Source organism: Pontibacter pudoricolor (assembly GCF_010092985.1).
Classification (GTDB): Bacteria; Bacteroidota; Bacteroidia; order Cytophagales; family Hymenobacteraceae; genus Pontibacter; species Pontibacter pudoricolor.
The window spans coordinates 3,880,506-3,902,690 of record NZ_CP048106.1; the positions used below are offsets into that span (position 1 = coordinate 3,880,506).

Consider the following 22,185-nt stretch of genomic DNA (forward strand, 5'->3'; position numbering starts at 1 on the left):
TGTCTAATAAAATGAGAAATAAACTATCTATACTGCTTTTATCGCTCTTCACAGTTATTATGTTTAGTGGCTGTGAGGATGAATTAGAATCCTTCGATGGCCCTTATCAGATAACGATAAGAGGTGCTGCTTCGGCTTTGCCTGAAACAACTAAAACTTATTCCTTAGGGAATATCCAGAATCCTGAAAATTATACCTGGACTGTAGAAGGACCAGCTCAAATTGTAGGTGCCACAACTGGTGCTACAGTAACAGTTAAATTTGTCTCTGCAGGTGACGTTAGAATTAATGTTACCAATGGTGTGGACAAAGGACTGAAGACTGTTTCGGCAATTGAAGCAACCGCTGATGTAACAGCAAAGCTAACAGATACAGGAGTTTTAAGAAGTGGTCAATCAGACACTGTTTTCTTTAACTTTGCTGTTCCAGTTGAAGGCATGCCAACATTAGAATTGCTGGATTCTGATGAGGAGACTGATTTTAATAAAGGTGAGCCTTTCCTTTCAGGATCTATAGGAGAGCTGAAAAAGATTGATGCGACACATTTCTTTGCTATTTATACTGCAGGTGAAGGAAATGGTACACCTGAAGCAAAACTGAGTAACATTAAATCAACTGCTGCATTCGGCTCAAAAGTTATTGAAACCGAATACGTTCAGTTATATAGAGTAGATAATATTGCTCCTGTAGCCAATATCTCCTATTCAACTGAGAGTGTAAAAACCGGATCGCCTGTAACTATAACTGTTACTTTTAGCGAGCCTGTTATGAATGCAGATCCTAAAAACAAGAAGTTGTTTATGAACCTTAACGGTACAGGCACTTCAGAAACAGTAGAGTTGAAACCTACTTCAAACAATAGAGTTTATACCTATGAATTTACTCCAAAAACGACAAGTGATGGAGTAATTACAGTAAGCCTAAATGATATTGTTGACCTGGCTGGTAACAGCTTAAATGGTGTTAATAACGCCACAGCTCTAAGTGTGGATAACGTGAATCCAGTTGTTACAGGTACTGCAGTAGATGCCGGTAACTATGCATCTATTACATTATCATCAACTGAAGCTGGTACTGTAAGCTATGTTATTTTGAAGACAGGAAGCACAGCTCCTACGGCAGCAACATTTGCATCAACAACTGGGGTAGCAAAAGGGTCTGTTGAGATAACTTCTGCTAACCAGCAGAAAATTATAGCTCAAGATCTTGCAAAAGGAGAGTATGTAGTATACTTCATGGCTGCGGATAAGGCAGGTAATACAAGTGCTATCACTTCAGATGCGTTATCAATGAACTAGAATAATAAAGACACTAAAGAAGAGAATGATTTAGAGTCTTTTTATAACAAAACAAAAGGCCTCCAATTTTGGAGGCCTTTTGTTTTGTCTATGTTTTTAAAGGAGATATTTTAAGCTAAATTGTCATTAGTCCTTAAGCTATAGTATGAATAAATAATATACTGTATCGCATAATTAAATGGAACCATAAGATAAGATTACTGGAGGTTAAGAATCATAATGGTCATATCTATATAAAGATTAAGAATGAGATGAGGTTAATATTATAATGTGATTGTTCTTTGGGAAATTTCTTTTCAATTTTTCTCTGTCAGTTTCAGGGACTTAGGCCAGAGGGCAGAAAAACTTCACGGTTCCCCCTTGCAAGACAGCAAAGTCTTTGTACTTTTGCATCCCGTTCAGCAGGAAGGGAAGCGAGAAGTTGGAAAGGGAAGCTGGAAGCGGGAGGTAAACCCCCATCTGCTACGAGAGGAGCTGCGATTCAGCTACCGGGCCTTCGAAAAAAACTTCAGAAAAACTTTTGATGAGCACTTGCAAAAGCGGAACTGATTGCCGTATCTTTGCACTCCCAAGCAGCGGCCGGCTGAAGGGGAGGCCTTGAAAAAGGAAGCCTGAAAAAAGAAAGAAAATAAAATAGCGGCAGGGTGTTGCGGATTGAAAAAAAGCTGCTACCTTTGCACTCCCAAACGACGCTGGTTTGCTTCAAACAGCAGCAGGCTGGCGGGAAACAAGCAGAATGAATACACAAGGCTTACAGCAGGTAGGCTTCCTGGTTGAGGCCGGGGCTATTTCCGGAACAATTCACGACAGGTGAAGGGGGAAGGGAAAAAGAGTTCTTTGAGAGATTGGTTGAAACAAGACAAGCACAATGAATACCATTTGGTAGCAATAGCAAATGAAGAGCTAAGTTTTTAAGACAAGGGCCGGATCAGGCGAGACATTTGTAACCTTCGGGTTACAAGAAATAATTTTCTTACAATGGAGAGTTTGATCCTGGCTCAGGATGAACGCTAGCGGCAGGCCTAATACATGCAAGTCGAACGAATCCAGGGACTTCGGTTTCTGGGTTAGTGGCGCACGGGTGCGTAACGCGTATGCAACCTACCTTCCACAGGGGGATAGCCTTCCGAAAGGGAGATTAATACCGCATAACATCATTTGAGGGCATCCGAAGATGATCAAAGATTTATCGGTGGAAGATGGGCATGCGTGCCATTAGTTAGTTGGTAGGGTAACGGCCTACCAAGACTTCGATGGCTAGGGGTTCTGAGAGGATGGTCCCCCACACTGGTACTGAGACACGGACCAGACTCCTACGGGAGGCAGCAGTAGGGAATATTGGGCAATGGAAGAGATTCTGACCCAGCCATGCCGCGTGCAGGAAGAAGGCCTTCTGGGTTGTAAACTGCTTTTATCTGGGAAGAAAACGCTCCTGCGGGAGTAACTGACGGTACCAGATGAATAAGCACCGGCTAACTCCGTGCCAGCAGCCGCGGTAATACGGAGGGTGCAAGCGTTGTCCGGATTTATTGGGTTTAAAGGGTGCGTAGGCGGCCCTGTAAGTCAGCGGTGAAATCCCAGGGCTCAACCCTGGAACTGCCGTTGATACTGCAGGGCTTGAGTTCGGTTAAGGCGGGCGGAACTGGTGGTGTAGCGGTGAAATGCATAGATACCACCAAGAACCCCGATTGCGTAGGCAGCTCGCTGAGCCGAAACTGACGCTGAGGCACGAAAGCGTGGGGAGCGAACAGGATTAGATACCCTGGTAGTCCACGCCGTAAACGATGAATACTCGATGTTAGCGATACACTGTTAGCGTCCAAGCGAAAGCGTTAAGTATTCCACCTGGGGAGTACGCCCGCAAGGGTGAAACTCAAAGGAATTGACGGGGGCCCGCACAAGCGGTGGAGCATGTGGTTTAATTCGATGATACGCGAGGAACCTTACCTAGGCTAGAATGCGCGTGACCGCCTCAGAGATGAGGCTTTCCTTCGGGACACAAAGCAAGGTGCTGCATGGCTGTCGTCAGCTCGTGCCGTGAGGTGTTGGGTTAAGTCCCGCAACGAGCGCAACCCCTACCTTTAGTTGCCAGCGCGTCATGGCGGGGACTCTAAAGGGACTGCCTTCGCAAGAAGTGAGGAAGGCGGGGACGACGTCAAGTCATCATGGCCCTTACGCCTAGGGCTACACACGTGCTACAATGGCCGGTACAGAGGGTCGCCACCTAGTGATAGGGCGCCAATCTCAAAAAGCCGGTCTCAGTTCGGATCGGAGTCTGCAACTCGACTCCGTGAAGCCGGAATCGCTAGTAATCGCGCATCAGCAATGGCGCGGTGAATACGTTCCCGGCCTTGTACACACCGCCCGTCAAGCCATGGAAGTCAGGGAGACCTGAAGCCGGTGACCGTCATAGGAGCCGTCTAGGGTAAAACTGGTAACTGGGGCTAAGTCGTAACAAGGTAGCCGTACCGGAAGGTGCGGCTGGATCACCTCCTTTCTAGAGCACATGGTCCGGCCCTTTTGTTTTTACCCTCGGGTAAAAGCACTTATGCTTACGCTTATAATTACATGGGCTAACTTGTTTCAACTTCTCTTTAAAGATTCTTTTTAAACCTATTATTGACTGGTGCCAGGCTGCCGTGTAGCCCGGACCTAAGCGGGCTTGTAGCTCAGGTGGTTAGAGCGCTACACTGATAATGTAGAGGTCCGTGGTTCGAGTCCACGCAGGCCCACTCCTCGTTCTCAGACCAGGCTTGACAGACAAGTCCCGGCTTGAAGCATACTTGGGGGATTAGCTCAGCTGGCTAGAGCGCCTGCTTTGCACGCAGGAGGTCAACGGTTCGACTCCGTTATTCTCCACCAGACAACCTGCCCTTGTGGCACGGGAAAATACTTAAGTAAAGACGACAGGTTTTTACTTCTACATCTTAAGGGCAGTTAACAAGAGAAGGCAGGAAAGGTAACTTTCTAACTTTCTGACTTTTTAACTCTTCACTTGAGAAACCGTTCTTTGACATGATGGAAAAAAGAGAAGTAAGAAGAGTTTTAGTTAGAGATAACTAGAGCTTGGAATACGAGCAAAGAGAAAAGAAGTAGAGAAAAGACTGCGGGCCGGCACAGTTTCGACTGTGACGGCCGGGAACGCAGAGAAGGGCGTACGGGGGATGCCTAGGCTCTCAGAGGCGATGAAGGACGCGACAAGCTGCGATAAGCTGCGGGTAGGAGCACATATCCATTGATCCGCAGATGTCCGAATGGGGCAACCCAGTGTATTGAAGATACACTACCCTACGGGGGGCAAACCCGGGGAACTGAAACATCTAAGTACCCGGAGGAAGAGAAAATAACTAATGATTGCGTAAGTAGTGGCGAGCGAACGCGCAAGAGCCCAAACCAGTTCTGTTACGGCAGGGCTGGGGTTGTAGGACCACGATGTGGGACCAAAAAAGGAAGTGCAAGTACCTGGGAAGGTACACCGGAGAAGGTGATAGTCCTGTGCACGTAAGCTTTTTGGCCCTAGTGGTATCCTGAGTAGGGCGGGACCGGAGAAATCCCGCCTGAATCCAGCGGCACCATCCGCTAAGGCTAAATACTCCTGAGAGACCGATAGTGAACCAGTACCGTGAGGGAAAGGTGAAAAGTACCCTGAATAAGGGGGTGAAATAGATCCTGAAACCGTGCGCCTACAAGCGGTCGGAGGCCTTTAGTGGGCTGACGGCGTGCCTTTTGCATAATGAGCCTACGAGTTGCTCCTCTCTGGCAAGGTTAAGCGTTTGAAAGCGCGGAGCCGCAGCGAAAGCGAGTCTGAATAGGGCGTGTAGTCAGAGGGGGCAGACGCGAAACTTTGTGATCTACCCATGGGCAGGATGAAGCTGTGGTAACACACAGTGGAGGTCCGAACCAGTTTACGTTGAAAAGTATTTGGATGACCTGTGGGTAGGGGTGAAAGGCCAATCAAACTGAGAAATAGCTCGTACTCCCCGAAATGCCTTTAGGGGCAGCGTCGTGGTGGAGTCAAGCGGAGGTAGAGCTACCGATAGGACTAGGGGGAGTCACATCCTACCGAATCCTGACGAACTCCGAATGCCGCTTTGATATACACGGCAGTGAGGCCAGGGGTGCTAAGGTCCCTGGCCGAGAGGGAAAGAACCCAGACCGTCGGCTAAGGTCCCCAAGTTCATACTAAGTTGAACAAAGGAGGTCCAGTTGCTTAGACAGCCAGGATGTTGGCTTGGAAGCAGCCATTCATTTAAAGAGTGCGTAACAGCTCACTGGTCGAGCGACAGGGCATCGATAATAATCGGGCATCAAGTATGGCACCGAAGCTGCGGATTATACCTTATGGTATACTGGTAGGGGAGCATTCCAAGGGCGATGAAGGCATCTCGGCAAGAGGTGCTGGAGCGCTTGGAAAAGCAAATGTAGGCATAAGTAACGATAATGCGGGCGAGAAACCCGCACACCGAAAGACCAAGGTTTCCTGATCAACGCTAATCGGATCAGGGTTAGTCGGGTCCTAAGGCCGAGGCGAAAGCGCAGGTCGATGGACAGCTGGTTAATATTCCAGCACCGGCTATGTATAGCGATGCGGTGACGGAGAAGTGAAAGGACCGCGCACTGACGGAATAGTGCGTTGAAGGCCGTAGGTAGTGGAAGGGGAGTTAAGTACCCCCATCTAGCTGAAAGCTGATAGTACTCCAAGGCTTCGGCCGCGGAGATAGTGTCCCTAATCCGGCTCCCAAGAAAACCCGCTAAGCGTTTAAATACATAGCCGCCCGTACCGCAAACCGACACAGGTGGTCGAGGAGAGAATCCTAAGGTGCTCGAGTGAATCACGGCCAAGGAACTCGGCAAAATGGCCCTGTAACTTCGGGAGAAGGGGCGCTTCCTTGTAGCAATACAAGAAGCCGCAGTGAAAAGGCCCAGGCGACTGTTTAACAAAAACACATGGCTTTGCTAAATCGAGAGATGACGTATAAGGCCTGACACCTGCCCGGTGCCGGAAGGTTAAGAGGGGATGTTAGTTCAGCAATGGGCGAAGCATTGAATCGAAGCCCCGGTAAACGGCGGCCGTAACTATAACGGTCCTAAGGTAGCGAAATTCCTTGTCGGGTAAGTTCCGACCTGCACGAATGGTGTAACGATCTGGGCGCTGTCTCAGCCGTGAGCTCGGTGAAATTGTAGTCTCGGTGAAGATGCCGAGTACCCGCAACGGGACGGAAAGACCCCATGAACCTTTACTATAGCTTAGCATTGACGCTGGGTAACTCATGTGTAGGATAGGCCGGAGGCTATGAAGCGGTGTCGCTAGGCATCGTGGAGCCAACCTTGAAATACGGCCCTTGAGTTGCTTGGCGCCTAACCTGACCAAAGGGGACAGTGCTTGGTGGGTAGTTTGACTGGGGTGGTCGCCTCCAAAACAGTAACGGAGGCTTTCAAAGGTACCCTCAGTACGCTTGGTAACCGTACGCAGAGCGCAATAGCACAAGGGTGCTTGACTGTGAGGCCTACAAGCCGAGCAGGGTCGAAAGACGGATATAGTGATCCGGTGGTTCCGCATGGAAGGGCCATCGCTCAAAGGATAAAAGGTACTCTGGGGATAACAGGCTGATCTCCCCCAAGAGCTCATATCGACGGGGAGGTTTGGCACCTCGATGTCGGCTCGTCACGTCCTGGGGCTGGAGAAGGTCCCAAGGGTTCGGCTGTTCGCCGATTAAAGTGGCACGCGAGCTGGGTTCAGAACGTCGTGAGACAGTTCGGTCCCTATCTGTTGCGGGCGTTGGAGATTTGCGGGGTTCTGACCTTAGTACGAGAGGACCGGGTTGGACGAGCCGCTGGTGCACCTGTTGTATCGCCAGATGCAGCGCAGGGTAGCTACGCTCGGATGGGATAAGCGCTGAAAGCATCTAAGTGCGAAACCCACCCCAAGATGAGATCTCCCTGTAAGGGCCGTCAGAGACGATGACGTTGATAGGTGGCAGGTGTAAAGGTAGAAATACCACAGCCGAGCCATACTAATTGCCCGGGAGCGTTCCCACCCCGAAAGGGAAAGCGAGCCGGTTCCGAAAGGACCTGCCCGCAGCTTTTTCTCCTTCCACACGCAAAAGCACTCTTTTTTTCCTTCATTGTCATAAAATACGACGCACGGCACCCCCCGTGTAAAAATAATGGTGGCTATGGCTCCGGTGAGCACCTCTTCCCATCCCGAACAGAGAAGTTAAGCCCGGACGCGCCGATGGTACTGGTGTCACAACCGGGAGAGTAGGTGGCCGCCAACCCTATAACCAGCACCCCCCGTTAGCAATAGCGGGGGTGTTGCCGTTTTAAGACCCTCCACACCACCCATAAAAGCCATGAGGCAAGATGATATAATATTGAAGCAAATTAGCGCTTATTCAATTCTAGAGATTTGTATTTCTTCTTTAACATTGCGGTTAGTTATCAAATCAGATTCTTCTATTTACAAAAGCTCCATAAAAGTGCCGACAGGAAACTAAAATGGTCTTTGATCTATATATAACTATAAAGGCCAATGCTGATTAGCATTGGCCTTTATAGTTTAGTTATAAGTATAGTATTTACTCTGCTTTACGTCCTGCAATAGCTGTTTTTAAATTATTTGTGTCGAGGTAAGTTATTGCAAGTTCCTGGATCTCCTGAGGAGTAATGGTTCTTATCGTTGTTAAGTAGTTTGAATAAAACTCAGGTGTTAAATTATAAAGTATGATGCGTTTATATTTGTCAGCCTGCTCAAAAATAGTAGCTATATTATTCAAAAACTTACCGATCATATAACTCTGTACTGTTTTTAATTCATCCTCCTCTATAAGCTCATCCTGCAATAGCTTTATTTCTTTTCTGATTTCAGCTATCGTTTTATTTGTTACTTCATAGTTAACATCCGTTCCAATGTAAAACATGCTGTCCTTTTCTTTCGGAGATATGGTAGAATAGATGCCATAGGTGTAACCCTTGTCTTCCCTGATATTGCGCATTAACCTGGAACCAAAATAACCGCCTAGTATTTCATTTAGTACTGTTAACTTATGGTAGTCTGGATGAGAAATATGAGGAAATGTTAGACCCGTTCGGATAGATGATTGAAGGCTATCTTTTATTTCGTCAAATGCACTAGTATCTTTTGTCCCATCAGTTACAAAATGGACCTTACCAGGCATTTGTGAAGGGGCCTTCAGCCCTGATAGTTCTTTTATCAGTAAGTCTTCTACATCCTCAGAAATAGCACCACATGCAAAAATCTCTAAGCCCTCAAGACTATAGTTGTTATTGTAAAATGATTTAACATCTTCCAGAGAGATAGCATCTAGTTCGCCTTCATCATATCCGAATACATAAGGATGGTCCTTACCGTAAATCAGTTTAGTGAAGGAGTGTGTTGCCAGGTAATTGTTTTTCTGACGCTGTATTTTCAGATTCTGCTGATTTCTGTTTTTTAATATGGCAAATTCCTCAGCCGGGAAAACCGGGTTCTGTAATACATCCAGTACTACAGGCATCAGATCGGGCACATATTTAGACAAGCAATATAATGTGTATTCTGACCTGTCGTAGCCGTGGTTATTGTCGAAAGAAGCGCCATAGTAGGCTATAGTTTCGGCTATCTGTTTTGCTGTATAGTTGGTGGTACCCTCGAAGAGCATTTTGGCAGACAAGTCTGATGCTCCTTTTACAGTTTCGTAAACTTTACCGGCTTTAAAAACAAAATCCAGCCTTACTACTGGCTGGGTTTCGCTTTTTATGATGTGTAGTTTTACTCCGTTAGACAGGTGCGATACCTCTGCTACCTGAAGTGAAACTGCATCTATTTCTTTTATTTCTGGTGCTTTTGTTCTGTCAAGCATTCTTATTTTGGTTAATCTTAATCCAGGTTCAACGCAATACTGAAACGTATAGTTTGCGCTAGCGGATTATTCTGGTCGTTAGGGATAAGATAGGCGGCATCTACACCAAATTTCTGGTAACGTAAGCCCAGGCCCATCGAGAAGAACTGGCGACCTCCTTTTTCTTCGTTCTCATAAAAATAACCGGCACGCGCTGCAAACAAGTTATTATACCAGTACTCTAAACCTGTATTAAAGTTTACTTCTTTAAACTCTTCGCTGGCTCCGCCTTCAGCATCACCAAAGGATGAGAAGATACCCGCTACTACCGACTGATCAGGGTCAGCAGAAGGAGATGGTACCAGTAGTTTGTTGGCATCTAACAGGAACGTGATCGAGTTAAACGCATCCATGTTATATTTTACAGCAGTACCTAACTTAAGATTGGTTGGCAGAAAGCTTTTTGCAGCAGACTCAGAATAGGCAATTTTGCCACCTATGTTGGAAATGTTGGCTCCTAAACCCAGGTTAATGTTCTGGTTAAGGTCACGGTTATAGTACACGCCCACATCAACCGATGCCGTGTTGCCTGGCTGCGCTTCGGTATTAGAGCCGCTCACATTTACATCGCCGGCAAGGTTAGAGTGTATAAAACGCGCTGCAACACCTAAGCTCAGATACTCGCTCAGGGCCTGTCCATACGCTACTGATATGGCATACTCCTTTGGATTGAAATCCTGGATAGGCTGGCGGTTCTCGTCTATGAACTGGATATCTCCTAAGTCGAAATACATCAGGGAAAGAGAGATAGCCGAAGTCTCATTTATCTTTTTATACCCTGAAAGGTAGTTCAGCGACATGTCGTCAGTGATGTTACGTAGCCATGGAGAATAAGAGAAGCTTACACTCAGGTCGTTCGGCACAAATCCCAACTTGGCAGGGTTCCAGAAAGGTGAGTTTGCATCCGGAGATAAAGCGACACCCGCCTCGCCAAGAGCAGCTGATCTGGAATCCGGAGCTACCAGTAAAACCGGCACTGCAGTAGTTAATACCTGCCCTTCCTGGCCTATAGTTGTTTGGGCGTAGGCAGCAGGTGCTGCTATAAAGGTTAATGCAAAAGCTGCGGCCTTTAAGAGTATACTTTTTCTGTACATAGATTGGGTAGTGATAACTATATCAAATATAGGGATATTACAGTATTGTTTCAGTTTAATATGACAAGTTTTTCAAATTTAGATATGCTTTTGCCATCCTGACGGGATCGCACCCTAACTTTATATATATAAACGCCACGTGCAAGCAAATCATTATACTCATCGCGGCCATTCCAGGATAAAGCTGCTACATGTGCTGGCGAACCCACACTTATAGTTTGTAAAGTTTTTACCAGCTTTCCGGAAATAGTGTAAATCTGTATTTGTATATCCAGATCGTCTCCTGCACGGTTATGGTCAAAATGAAACGTTGTTTTTGTAGAAAACGGGTTAGGATAGTTAAGCACATGATCTAACGAAAAATCCTCATTATTAGATACAAAAAACTCTATATATTCTTCGGAAGCGTTGTTGTGCGTATCCCAGGCCTTAAAACGGAGCGAGTGCGGACCTGGTTTTAAGTTTTTAAGCGCATAATTTATTTTCCCGCTCTGGTAGCTGTCTTTATCCGAACTATAGTAATCGTTAAGTACAATCGGGTTCTCTTTATTTTCATCCAGAATGGCTATCAGTTCGTGCCCGATACCTAAGCCGGCCGTGTTAATACCGTTTTCGTCAAACAGCTTAATTAACAGTGACGGATTCTGGCTGGTGCTGCCCCCGAATACAAAAGACTCGTCTTCTAAAAACAGATTTATAGTTGGTGGCGTGTTATCTGCTGTAATGTTCCGGGCTGTACCGCCCACTGCTATAGTTGTATTGGAGCCTACAGCATCCTGGGTTTCGTTGCTGGCATATAATATTATTTTCCCGGAGCCATACTGGTAAGCAATGTCTTTCGGAACAACAAAGCTGATTGTGAACAGGCCATTGGTTATAGTTGCAGTGCCATCATACAATACATTTTTTCGCTGTTTTACGGGTACAACCGGGGCTTTCTCATCTCCGAAGGTTTGCTGTATAGTTTGTTTCTCGTAGATGGTGATGCGCAGCGTGCCGTTATAGTTTGTAGCTATAGTTCCGTTAGATGTTGCAACTCTGCCCTGCATCGTTACTTTGCCCAATGCGCTTAAGGTGTCGGTAGCAACCAAGCGGCCGTTAATGTGGGTGATCTCAGCCTGCAGGTCAGGAGATGCCAGTTGCAGGGCAGGGTCGCAGAGCAACGTGAAGTTACGGTTATACACCCCACGTGAGCCGCTGATATTATCTGTAATGCTTTTATTCTTGGTCTGAAGTACCACATTTCCTAAACGCGACATTTTACCTGATAGAGGTGTAAAGGCGGCTTTAAAAAAATTACGGTTAAGAACCCGGTTGCTGCTCGAATAAACAGGTCGGGTAGTAGTAACCAGGCCAACCGCTGCGCCCTGATTGTGTAGCATTGCTACCTCTGCCCCGGATACGCGGGCCGGATCGTCGTAGCGGCCAAACTCGCAGGTAGCAGTAAGCATAAACGTAAGATTGTTCTGGTTCTGCCAGTCTTCAACCTGTGGTAAAGTTAGTATCTGCTCGGCTGCCCAGCTTACCTCGTTGCCGTGGCCGGTATAGTTTATCAGTAACGATCCCTGTTCTACAGCAGTGGTAAGGTCGCGGTTCAGGTCGGGGGCGCGCTGGCCATTGGCTACAGCCTCCTGGCGGTACAGGTCCAGGTATAGTTTGTTGGTGGTATAGTTGGGGGCCCTGGTTTCCAGGAAATCTGCCAGGAATTCGGCATCGGCCTGGTGTTCGTTAAAATCACCGTCATCCGACACAAGTGTTACCTGGCTGCGCCATTTGCCAAAGTGCTCGCTGCTTTCGTAGGCCAGTATCTTATCAACCAGTGTGGCAGCTTCCTGTATATTTTTTGCCGGCAGGCGCCCGATCCCGATGTCGAGCAGATGATCGCCTAAATTATTTTCAGCCCATTCGCCTTCATTTTCATCCAGGAAACCATAATAATCTTCGGAAGAATAGCTGGAAATAGGGTGCAGCGACTGGCGCGATTCGTAAACCGGAACTAGATTGGTATTAGCAGGCAGGCGGTTTTTATAGTCGTAAGAAGCATCTCCGAAAAGTAACAGATACATCAGCTCATCAGCAGATTTGTTGCTACGATTATACAGCATGCGCATAAAATTACGGATGGCCGTTACATCCTGAGCGCCTGAAGAGAACTCGTTATAGACCTGCGTGGTAGTTACAACTATACTTTGGAGGTTGCTTTTGGATTTTCGGTGCTCTGCCAGCCGTTGAGCCTGCTGCAGCAGCGAAGGATGCGTGATAATGACATGATCAATGCGCCCATCCAGGTTAAGGCTGTGCAGGTTCTGGTTAGCAACTTTGCCTTTAACTATAGGTTTTAAGCTGATGTTATTATCGGTAAAAACCACAAACTCGCGCAGCCCATCAGCTATAGTTGCAAACTGTAAGGTAGTGCTATAGTTGGTTTGCTGTCGTAACGGGCGAAACGGATCGGTTACATCCCATACTATAGCCGTGGCCGGCGCATCCGTAATGCTATAGTTGCTAACGCCGTTGCCTATAGTGGCCGTTGCCCTGAAGCTGGTCTGGTCGCTGTATAGTTTGAGCTGGCGGCTATAGTTCAGTTCGAGGAAATTAAGGTTGCCCGTTGCCGCGCCATCGGAAGGCATGTTGAAGGTTATAGTTGCCCTTGCCTCCGTAGTGCTTCCTAACTGCTGTTGGTTAAAAGTAAACGTCCTGCTGCCGTCTATTCCCTCGGGGTGGTAACTATAGGTGCCGCGCCCAGATATGGGAACTGTGCCAATCGTCTGACTCCCGAACTTAAAACCGAAAGAGCAATCGGTAGAAGAGTTGCCCATAACAGCTGCCGTTAGCTTTACCGCTGAATTCGGAACAATGCCGGTAACCGGAAGTGTGATCTCGCGGGTTGGGGTAAACGTACTGAAATCCTCGCCGTACCATTCGCGGCCCGAGTGCACGGCGTTCATCAGGTCGCGCTCATGGAAAACCCGTTCGTTAAAGGTAGTTATAGTTTGTGTTGCGCCGGTTGCCTGGTTTCGGGTCTGCACGCGCGCTCCTAGGGCGTAACCCACTCTTAAAAAGTAAAAAGTAGTATCGGAGTAAACGTTAAACGTGTGCTCAAACTTATCCTGTTGGGGATTATAGTGCCAGGTGTGCGGACCCTGCCCATAAAAAAGGATGAAATCGTTGTCGTTAAATTGCCCGTCCTGCTCACCGCTTACAACAATCGCATTTTCCTGCAGATCATCCACAACCTGCGCACTGTTTGGCTGCGGCAACATACTACCTCCATTCCCGAAAAGCTGAATCGTTTTAGGATCTAAATCCTGTGTGTTAATGCCTAGTGCCTGTAGGGTAGCCTTATCTATTTTATGAACTCCGGATTGCGTTACAGCCAGTTTATACCAGTCGCCGGAGCTTAGTATCGAGTTGTTTGTAAAGTTGCTGCTAGTGCGGTTTATGCTTTGCGTGGCTATAGTTGCCGAGCTATAACTATAGCTGAAGCGGGTAAGTTTTTCGAGTTGATTGGTTTGCGGATTTCTGCGGATGGGCAGGATCGAAACTATAGTTGCCGGTTGTTTATGCTGTCGCGCATTTACGAACTCAACCTTTACATCATTGCCAAAAGTGATGCCTTTAAACTGTTCCTGTTCTTTACCTGAGAATGGTGCAAATACAGCTTCTGTTACCTTAAAACTGCTGATGTGCGTGTTGGGGATGGATAACCGGTAATAGGGCAGGCGTTGCAGCAGATCTATCGTTGCGCCTTTAAAAGAGGGGATTTTGGCTTCATGGCCCTGCACCGGGAAAACGGATTCCTGTACATCCCAGGTAAGTGTTATGGGTTCAGGTGCCTTGTGTTGGGCTACAGCTGTGCCAGCCATAACGCTTAAAAATAGCAGCATGCATACCAGGAAATGTAAACGTGACTGCATAGGCAACGCACAGGACTAAATAAGCAGATAATGCCCACCTGTAACAGGAAGGCATCATCTTGTAAAAATAACAAAAATACAGGCAGCTTATTGTGCCCCAGTAATTTATACTTGCTTCAGCTCGTATTCGTACGACTCCATGATCAGGTTTGCCAACAGTTTGCTGCAGGCTTTGTCCACTTTCTCGCGGGCTATAGTTTCATTTTCGGCATCAAGGTGCAGGGTAATGTGTTTGCCAATGCGCACGTTCTCTACCTGGTCCAGGCCAAGGTGCTCCAGGCCAAGCAGCACAGCTTTACCTTGTGGGTCTAACAATTCCGGGCGGGGCATTACATTTATTTCGGCAACGAATTTCATGGTTACGCGGTTTGTTTATTGAAAATAGATAACACTATATATAGCACTATGATGAGTGGTATAGCTGCGAAGTTAAGAAGAGCCAGTAACATAACCGAAAGACCCACGAAAATAAAACGTACAGAATTATCGGCCCAGTTCAGGTTCTTGAATTTTAGTGCAAATAAAGGCAGTTCGGCCACCAGCAAAAACGAAAGGATAAGCGTAGTTACCAGTAATACCAGCTTGTTCAGGATGATCGCAAAAGCCATCAGTTCGCCGCTGGCCAGTATAAGCGGCAACGAAGCCACAAAAATAGCGCAGGCCGGCGTAGGCAATCCTATAAACGATGTGGTCTGACGCGTATCGATGTTAAATTTTGCCAGACGCAGGGCCGAGAAAATTGTGATGATGAAACCAGCAAACGGAACTATAGTTTCCGGCAAAAAAAGGTCGCCTTCCGCACGTTTCAACAGCATAAACATCATCGCGCCAGGCACCACGCCAAACGAGATCACGTCTGCCAGCGAGTCCAGTTGTTTGCCGATTTCAGAGTAAGCGCCCAGTACGCGGGCAACCATCCCATCTAAAAAATCAAAAACGGCAGCCAGTCCAACCAGGTAAGAGGCATACACCAGCTCGTTCTGGAAAATAAAGTACAGCGCCACACAACCCGAAAACAGGTTAAGGCAGGTTATAAAGTTAGGGATGTGTTTCTTCATGAAAGCTATAGTTCGCAGCGGGTGTTACTGCAAAAATGGGTTGTACTTTTTCTCATGCCCAATGGTTGTTTCCGGCCCGTGGCCCGGGTAAACGGTAACCTCATCAGGTAAGGTAAAAAGTTTGGTTCTGATACTGTTTAAAAGTGTTTCGTGGTCGCCGCCCGGCAAATCGGTGCGGCCAATGCTTTCCTGGAACAGCACATCGCCGGCAATCAGGGTCTTATCTTCTTTATGATAGAAAACCACATGGCCCGGCGCATGGCCTGGCGCAAAAATGATCTCCAAAGTAGTGTTACCAAATTTTACCTGTTCGCCTTCTTTTAAATAGGCTGCCGGTAATTGTTCCTCGTAATTGGTAATGCCGTAAACCGGCGCATAAACCGGAATAGCACGCAGTGTTTCCAGGTCTTTTTCGTGTATCTCAAGGGCTACATTATAAGCATTGGCTACAAACTTATTTCCCAGCACGTGGTCTATGTGGCAATGCGTGTTCAGCAGGCGAACCACTTTCAGGCCGTTGTCTTTTATATAGTTCTTTAGCTGCTCTTTTTCGCCGGCATCCGAACAGCCCGGGTCTACAACTACGCACTCGTTGGTGTCGTCGTGCAGCAGGTAAGTGTTCTCGGCAAAGGGGTTAAAGGTAAAGCGTGTAATTTTCATAGGTATAGTTGCGGCCGGAGCCTATAAAATCGGCTTCTAAGTTACAAATTTAACGGGTACATCTCGTAACTTGCCCCCATGATTTATGATTTTATAGTTGTAGGCCACGGCCTGGCAGGCGCCATTTTAGCGGAAACCCTGCGCAGTCGCGGAAATAAAGTATTGGTAATTGATGAACCAAAAGCTAATTCTGCCTCGCGGGTAGCAGCTGGTTTACTGAACCCTGTGGCCGGAAAACGCTTTGCCAAATCGTGGCTCGTGGATATGCTTGTACCTGCTGCCGACGCTTTTTACGATGCCCTGGAAGCGCGTTACGGGAGAGCGTTGTTCTTCCACAAGCCCATCTATAAAATATTCTCAACTATAGAAGAGCAGAACACCTGGATGGCTAAAAGTGCCGACGACACCTGGAACGATTACATTTCTGCTACTCACACGCAAACTATAAACCAGCTTGGCATCGAAGACCCGTTTGGGGGAATCATGATCGAGAAAGGCGGATTTTTGCACGTGTATGACATGCTGGATCTGCTGACGGAAGACCTTTTGCTGCAGGGTTTACTATTGCCGGAGCGGTTCGAGATGGATGAATTGCAGCTAACAGATGAAGGTGTGAAGTATAAAAGTATAGAAGCCAGCCATCTGATCTTTTGCGAAGGCTACCAGGTCATCCACAACCCTTATTTTGCCTGGCTGCCGATGCAACCAACCAAAGGTGAAGTGCTGGAAGTGCAGACCGAACAGAATTTCAGCCCGGAATGCATCTATAACAAAGGCGTTTACGTTGTTCCGGAAGGAGCAGGCCGCTTTATAATCGGGGCAACTTACGACTGGCGAAATCCGGATGAAGAAATAACCGAACCGGCAGCAAGTGAGCTGAGCGGAAAGTTCAGGCAGATTACCAAAAAGGAGTTTGAAGTTACAGGGCATTGGGCTGGTATACGGCCCGCAGTTCGCGACCGAAAACCACTGGCTGGAACGCACCCAATCTATAAGCAACTAAGTGTGTTTAACGGAATGGGTTCGAAAGGCGTATTAATGGCTCCATATCTGTCTCAGCACTTTGCCGATGCACTGGCCGGGCAAACAGAATTAATGCCTGACATACATATTTCGCGATATTTTTCGTTATATTACGACTACATAAAACACCAAAACCTATAGCCCTAAGCGCATGCGTTTTTATACAAGGTTACTTTTGCTGTTTGTTTGCTGCATACTGTCGGGTGCTGCCCTTCAGGCGCAACCTGGCCGCGATCCGTTTGGCAAAAGCCGTATCCAATACAAGAACTTCGACTGGAAACTATACAACACGCAGAACTTTAACCTGTATTTCTATAAAGGCGGCGACCAGACCGCCAAAGATGCCGCCGACTACGCAGAGCGCGAACTCAAGCGCATTACCAGTCTGATTGGGTATTACCCTTACTCCAAAATAACGCTAATACTTTATAATTCTCCTACAGATCTTCGGCAGAGCAATATTGGCTTGTACAGCGACCAGTTCCAGACCGGCGGCGAAACGCTGTTCATGAAAAATAAGCTGGAGTTGGCTTATGATGGTACTAAGACCGACTTTAAGACTGAACTAAGCTACAAACTTACCGAACTGCTGCTGAACGACATGATGTATGGCGGCAGCTTAAAAGAGGCCTTGCAAAGTAGTTACCTGTTGCGTTTGCCGGAGTGGTTTGTAACCGGTGTGGCCGCATATACCGCCGAAGGCTGGAGCCTGGACATGGACAGCCACATCCGCGACCTGTTACTGGAAGGCAACAAACTGCGCCCGGAGCAAGTGCTGATGCGCTACCCGGAGCAAACCGGCCAGTCGGTGTGGAATTATATTGCGGAGCGCTACGGCTACACCTCTATCCAGAACATCCTGAACCTGACACGCATTACCCGCGACGTAGAAATAGGCATAACCAGTAGCCTGAACATTCCTTATAAACGTTTCCTGCAGGATTGGCTTAATTACTACCAGCAAATAAATGCCCGCTCCGACAACCCGTTTGTGTCGATGCCGGATGATAAGAAGCTGTTCGATAAAAATAAACGGTCCCTGCGCTACACCGAGCCTGTTCTCAGCCCCGATGGCAACTACCTGGCTTATGCCGAAAACGACCACGGAAGTTATAAGATCATTGTAAAAGATGTAAAAGGCAAAGGCAGTCGTGTGGTTTGGCGCGGTGGATATAAATCCCTGGATCAGCCGACAGACTATAGCTTGCCTGTGCTGGCATGGCGCAGCAATACGCAACTGGGCTTTATCGAATCGAGGAGAGGAAATATGCAGCTCCGGCAGGTAAATGCTAATAATAAAAGCTCCTTCCTGCCCTTCTACGACGATCTTACAAAACCTGCGGCTACCCTTGAGCAGTTTAGCCAGGTGCGCGACATGAGCTACTCTGAAGACGGCAGCCAACTGGTAGTAAGTGCGGTAGATGGTGGCCAGACCGACCTGTACCTGTTGCAGAGCAGTGGCAAAATGATAGGCCAGCTTACCAACGATATTTACGATGATATCAGCCCTGTTTTTCTGAAGGGTGGGAAAGGCATTGTGTTCAGCTCTAACCGATGGGTGGATTCTACTGGTCGTGTGCAGGAAGCTACTTTCCGGGACGTGGTGGAGAACTATGATATTTTTCTGGTGCAGCAAACAGCGCCGGTAACCGTAACACAACTCACATCCAGTATTGCCAGTGAGCTAAGGCCGCGCGCCACCGCTGATGGTAACTTTGTATTCCTGAGCGAGGAGAATGGTATCAGAAGTCTTTATTCTTATAATCTTGCAACTAACTCGAGCACGGCAGTCTCAAACTTTGTTCAGAACATAGAGGCGTACGATTATAATGCTGTAAACAATACGCTGGCAGTGGCTGCGCAGGACAACGGCCGTGATTTTATTTACCTGATACCAGACTATAGTTTCAAAACACAGGCCACGCTGCCCAAAACAGCCCGGCAGATCATACTCGAGGCCCGCGCCCGTGTGCCTCAAACCACTAGTTCGTCGCGCAAGTTACTTGAAAATGAGACCACCAAAGAGGTAAAGACGGAACGAAAGGAAGGTGAGGTAAACATAGAAAATTATGAATTTGGAGCAGAGCAGGCTAAAACCGATACAACTACTAAAGTAGCAGCGCCTGTTGCCGCAGTACCTAAAGCCAGCACAGCTCCGGAGTTCAAAATAGCCGGGCCACTGGAATATGATACCCGCTTTAGTGTACATGAAATCATCACCTCAGTTTACGCTGATCCGCAGCTTGGTTTTGGTCTGGTAGCAGGTGTAAATATGAGCGACCTGTTCGAGAACCACCACATACGTGGCACTGCTTACCTGCGTACCGACCTCGAAACCAGCCGTGCTTTTGCTGAATATGTAAACCTGAAAAACCGTGTAGACCTGGGCGTGCAGTTCCGCCGGGATGTGCTGGTAAGTTCTGTGCTGGAATCTCCGGGCGCTATAGTTCGCAATGCCCGAAACGAGATCGCGCCGCTGCTGGTGTACCCGCTAAGCTATAGTACCAGTCTTCGGGCGCAGCCGCGTCTGGTAAGTACCCGTTTCACCCAGATCAGCGATTTCTCTACCCCGGATAGTGTAAACAACATGTATGGCGGCAACGTGGAACTGGTGTATGATAACTCGGTGGTTACCGGCGTAAACATGATGGAAGGTACCCGCATGAAGGTTGGTGTCCTGTCGTTGCGCGATTTTGAAAACAGTAATGCCAACTTCAACAAGTTTTATGTAGACCTGCGCCGTTACCAGAAGATCCACCGCGAAATTATACTGGCAGCACGCTTAAGCTATGGCGCTTTCTTCGGTAATTCTCCGAAAAACTACCTGATAGGTGGTATGGATAACTGGCTGTTTGCCGGCGAAGATGATATTACCGAACGAAACGATGTGAACATACAATCGGCACCGGACCTGTTTTACCTGGAATACGCGTTGCCGCTTCGTGGTTTCAACTATAATACCCGCACCGGACATAAACACCTGCTGGCTAATGCCGAGCTGCGCATTCCGGTTATAAAATACCTTTATAATGGTGCTGTTGGCTCCGGTTTCTTCCGTAACCTGCAACTTACCGCTTTTGCCGACGCAGGTTCTGCTTACAATGGCTCTAACCCATTCACCGGAAATAACTCTATTAACACACGTATAGTTGGCGGCCGCACAAGCCCTACGCAGCGTAACCCATTCGAGATAACAGTTATCAACTATCGTAACCCGTTCCTGGTTGGGTATGGTTTGGGTGCCCGTTCTACGCTTTTCGGGGTGTATGGTAAACTTGATGTAGCCTGGAGCGAGGAAGATATGGGCAGCCAGGGACCTAAAGTATACATTACACTGGGTTACGATTTCTAGAAAAGCTCATGAACCGGAAAGCAAAACGCTTTACTGTCGGGGGAGTATTGTTGCTGGGCCTTTTGGCTGCGTGGCTGCACATGGCTGATAAAAATTATGTGTACAAAGCGCTGGTCTACAACTTTGCCGACATAGACGATAACCTGATATTTGACCAACGCACGGTTGATGCCCCGGGCAAAGCACAGCCCTGGCCACAGGCTGCAAACTATAACAAAGTAGTATTTCCTGAAAAGCTGCAGCAATTGCACGAAGAACTGGAATCAGTAGCTTTCCTGGTTATTCACCGCGATTCTATCCTTCACGAGCAGTACTGGGATGGGTATTCAGATGAGTCGCTGAGCAATTCTTTTTCGGTGGCAAAAAGTATTGTTAGCATATTGGTTGGTGCAGCGCTGCGCGATGGTGCCATTAAGACCATAGACCAGCCTGTTGCCGATTTTCTGCCCTCATTTAAAGAAGGGAATAAGAAAAAGATAACTATAAAACACCTGCTGATGATGAGTTCCGGGCTGAACTGGGATGAGTCGTATGCCAACCCGCTTTCTATTACCACCGAAGCCTACTATGGCACCAATCTTAAAAAGGTAATTAAACGGCTGGAAGCTGTAGAAGAACCGGGAAAACAATTCAGCTACAAAAGCGGCGATACACAGATTTTGGGGATGGTGGTAGAAGCTGCGACCGGGAAATCGCTGAGCCGTTACGCCGAAGACAAACTATGGAAACCGCTTGGCGCCGAGCATGACGCTGAGTGGAGCGTTGATAACCCGACCAGTATCGAAAAAGCTTACTGTTGTTTTTTCAGCAACGCCCGCGATTTTGCCCGCATCGGCAAACTATACTTAAATAACGGAATCTGGAACGGCGACACTATAGTTGACCCGGCTTATGTGCGCGAATCAATTACCCCAAATGGCCTCTTCAACGCATCTGGCAAACCTGCCGATTATGGTTACCAGTGGTGGCTGCTTCCCAACTATAAAGGTCAGAACATCTTTTATGCCCGTGGTATACTTGGCCAGTACATCATCGTTATCCCCGAGAAAGATGTTATCATTGTTCGTTTAGGCAAAAAACGCGGCGATCGCATTAATGGCCACCCAATTGAGGTATTGGCTATGATTGATGCGGTGAATGAAGTGGTGGAGTAATATGAGTGTCTGAAGATGAGGTTGTTGGTTGAGTAAAGTTGCATGAAAGTGTACGCGTTGTAAAACAAAAAAAACTGTTCTGCCAGTGGCTGATTTACGATTTGGCCACGGTGGCGGGATGGCTACAAATGGAGTAGCTTTCCTCATGGAGGGAAGGTACAGCATGTTATTCCAAAAGTCTTAACCGGAACTATAGTCGTACGCTAACTCTAGCAAAAGCCAAAAAAGGCCCCACCTGTGCAGCAGGCGGGGCCTTTTGAAATTATGAACTATAAGTGTTGGGATTAGCTATGGTAGTTATGCCATGTCCGGTTAGTTATAGTTTGCTGTTAAGGTATTAGTTTGCAGCAGGCAGCTCCCGTTTCATCAAAAAAGCCCGGTCTGTTATCTTTCCATCATCATCTGGAATGAAAGCAACAAACTGCCAACCTTCGGAGGCCATATATTTCAGCACACCCATTGGATTAGTAAATTCCCGTTTTTCGCCAGTCTTATCCATTATATGGTTACTTCGCGCATCGCTATCTCCATAGTTGAGATAAGCAACATAGTTTTTGCGAACAAGAAAGCTCCGGACGCTCACGCTTACATATTCAACGGTTGTAGCTTTTGTGAGCTGAGGTGCAGGCTGCTCCTGCGCCAAAACCAAGGAAAAACTGCCAACTATAAGCAGCAAGAGGGTACAGATTTTTTTCATAATGATAAGTTTATAGTATCAGTATAGGATA

At 47.4% G+C, this 22,185-nt stretch carries 11 protein-coding genes, 2 tRNA genes and 3 rRNA genes; 9 read left to right on the forward strand and 7 right to left on the reverse strand.

What is annotated here, in order from left to right; genetic code table 11:
• Window positions 1-11 precede the first annotated feature (11 nt).
• From GSQ66_RS16840 to rrf, 6 genes are all read left to right on the forward strand, one after another.
• Entirely contained in the window at window positions 12-1,298 is a 1,287-nt protein-coding gene (locus tag GSQ66_RS16840; protein ID WP_162428528.1) for an Ig-like domain-containing protein, read from the forward strand.
• A gap of 975 nt (window positions 1,299-2,273) precedes the next feature.
• Window positions 2,274-3,795: ribosomal RNA gene (locus GSQ66_RS16845) — 16S ribosomal RNA — on the forward strand.
• 161 nt (window positions 3,796-3,956) lie between these two features.
• Window positions 3,957-4,030: transfer RNA gene (locus GSQ66_RS16850), tRNA-Ile, on the forward strand.
• A gap of 53 nt (window positions 4,031-4,083) precedes the next feature.
• Window positions 4,084-4,160 (forward strand) — tRNA-Ala (locus GSQ66_RS16855).
• A gap of 275 nt (window positions 4,161-4,435) precedes the next feature.
• Window positions 4,436-7,336: ribosomal RNA gene (locus GSQ66_RS16860) — 23S ribosomal RNA — on the forward strand.
• Between the two features lie 128 nt (window positions 7,337-7,464).
• Window positions 7,465-7,576, forward strand: a 5S ribosomal RNA gene (gene rrf / locus GSQ66_RS16870).
• The 16S, 23S and 5S rRNA genes sit together here with 2 tRNA genes alongside, the layout of an rRNA operon.
• A 300-nt stretch (window positions 7,577-7,876) precedes the next feature.
• Here the strand turns inward: rrf and GSQ66_RS16875 are convergent.
• From GSQ66_RS16875 to GSQ66_RS16900, 6 genes are all read right to left on the reverse strand, one after another.
• Window positions 7,877-9,160, reverse strand: coding sequence for a M16 family metallopeptidase (locus GSQ66_RS16875; RefSeq protein ID WP_162428529.1), 1,284 nt, complete (start codon window positions 9,158-9,160; stop codon window positions 7,877-7,879).
• Between the two features lie 17 nt (window positions 9,161-9,177).
• The gene (gene porV, locus GSQ66_RS16880) at window positions 9,178-10,293 is read right to left on the reverse strand and encodes a type IX secretion system outer membrane channel protein PorV (protein ID WP_162428530.1); all 1,116 of its coding nucleotides are present in this window, start codon (window positions 10,291-10,293) and stop codon (window positions 9,178-9,180) included.
• A gap of 50 nt (window positions 10,294-10,343) precedes the next feature.
• On the reverse strand, window positions 10,344-14,159 hold the full coding sequence (gene porU / locus GSQ66_RS16885) for a type IX secretion system sortase PorU (protein ID WP_238395735.1): 3,816 nt from the start codon (window positions 14,157-14,159) through the stop codon (window positions 10,344-10,346).
• Window positions 14,160-14,315: 156 nt separating this feature from the next.
• Entirely contained in the window at window positions 14,316-14,567 is a 252-nt protein-coding gene (purS, locus tag GSQ66_RS16890; protein ID WP_162428532.1) for a phosphoribosylformylglycinamidine synthase subunit PurS, read from the reverse strand.
• Between the two features lie 2 nt (window positions 14,568-14,569).
• Window positions 14,570-15,268, reverse strand: a complete 699-nt coding sequence (gene pssA / locus GSQ66_RS16895; RefSeq protein WP_162428533.1) for a CDP-diacylglycerol--serine O-phosphatidyltransferase — start codon at window positions 15,266-15,268, stop codon at window positions 14,570-14,572.
• A 24-nt stretch (window positions 15,269-15,292) separates the two neighbouring features.
• Window positions 15,293-15,928, reverse strand: a complete 636-nt coding sequence (locus tag GSQ66_RS16900; RefSeq protein ID WP_162428534.1) for an MBL fold metallo-hydrolase — start codon at window positions 15,926-15,928, stop codon at window positions 15,293-15,295.
• Between the two features lie 78 nt (window positions 15,929-16,006).
• Here GSQ66_RS16900 and GSQ66_RS16905 point away from each other — a divergent pair, with 78 nt between their 5' ends.
• Genes GSQ66_RS16905 through GSQ66_RS16915 form a run of 3 tightly spaced genes read left to right on the forward strand, consistent with a single transcriptional unit; the run spans window position 16,007 to window position 21,457 of the window.
• Window positions 16,007-17,092: an NAD(P)/FAD-dependent oxidoreductase gene (locus tag GSQ66_RS16905; protein WP_162428535.1), complete on the forward strand. Its 1,086-nt coding sequence runs from the start codon at window positions 16,007-16,009 to the stop codon at window positions 17,090-17,092.
• A gap of 10 nt (window positions 17,093-17,102) precedes the next feature.
• The gene (locus GSQ66_RS16910; protein WP_162428536.1) at window positions 17,103-20,303 is read left to right on the forward strand and encodes a PD40 domain-containing protein; all 3,201 of its coding nucleotides are present in this window, start codon (window positions 17,103-17,105) and stop codon (window positions 20,301-20,303) included.
• Window positions 20,304-20,311: 8 nt separating this feature from the next.
• Window positions 20,312-21,457 carry a serine hydrolase domain-containing protein gene (locus GSQ66_RS16915; RefSeq protein WP_162428537.1) on the forward strand — a complete coding sequence of 382 codons (1,146 nt, stop codon included), beginning with the start codon at window positions 20,312-20,314 and terminating at the stop codon, window positions 21,455-21,457.
• Between the two features lie 337 nt (window positions 21,458-21,794).
• On the opposite strand, the gene GSQ66_RS16920 is transcribed toward GSQ66_RS16915, so the two are convergent.
• Window positions 21,795-22,154, reverse strand: coding sequence for a hypothetical protein (locus GSQ66_RS16920; protein ID WP_162428538.1), 360 nt, complete (start codon window positions 22,152-22,154; stop codon window positions 21,795-21,797).
• Window positions 22,155-22,185: the final 31 nt, after the last annotated feature.

Excerpts from the sequence above, each read along its gene's own strand:
- GSQ66_RS16840 (WP_162428528.1), top strand. The coding sequence starts at position 12 with ATGAGAAATAAACTATCTATACTGCTTTTATCGCTCTTCACAGTTATT.
- GSQ66_RS16875 (WP_162428529.1), bottom strand. The coding sequence starts at position 9,160 with ATGCTTGACAGAACAAAAGCACCAGAAATAAAAGAAATAGATGCAGTT.
- porV (WP_162428530.1), bottom strand. The coding sequence starts at position 10,293 with ATGTACAGAAAAAGTATACTCTTAAAGGCCGCAGCTTTTGCATTAACC.
- porU (WP_238395735.1), bottom strand. The coding sequence starts at position 14,159 with ATGGCTGGCACAGCTGTAGCCCAACACAAGGCACCTGAACCCATAACA.
- purS (WP_162428532.1), bottom strand. The coding sequence starts at position 14,567 with ATGAAATTCGTTGCCGAAATAAATGTAATGCCCCGCCCGGAATTGTTA.
- pssA (WP_162428533.1), bottom strand. The coding sequence starts at position 15,268 with ATGAAGAAACACATCCCTAACTTTATAACCTGCCTTAACCTGTTTTCG.
- GSQ66_RS16900 (WP_162428534.1), bottom strand. The coding sequence starts at position 15,928 with ATGAAAATTACACGCTTTACCTTTAACCCCTTTGCCGAGAACACTTAC.
- GSQ66_RS16905 (WP_162428535.1), top strand. The coding sequence starts at position 16,007 with ATGATTTATGATTTTATAGTTGTAGGCCACGGCCTGGCAGGCGCCATT.
- GSQ66_RS16910 (WP_162428536.1), top strand. The coding sequence starts at position 17,103 with ATGCGTTTTTATACAAGGTTACTTTTGCTGTTTGTTTGCTGCATACTG.
- GSQ66_RS16915 (WP_162428537.1), top strand. The coding sequence starts at position 20,312 with ATGAACCGGAAAGCAAAACGCTTTACTGTCGGGGGAGTATTGTTGCTG.
- GSQ66_RS16920 (WP_162428538.1), bottom strand. The coding sequence starts at position 22,154 with ATGAAAAAAATCTGTACCCTCTTGCTGCTTATAGTTGGCAGTTTTTCC.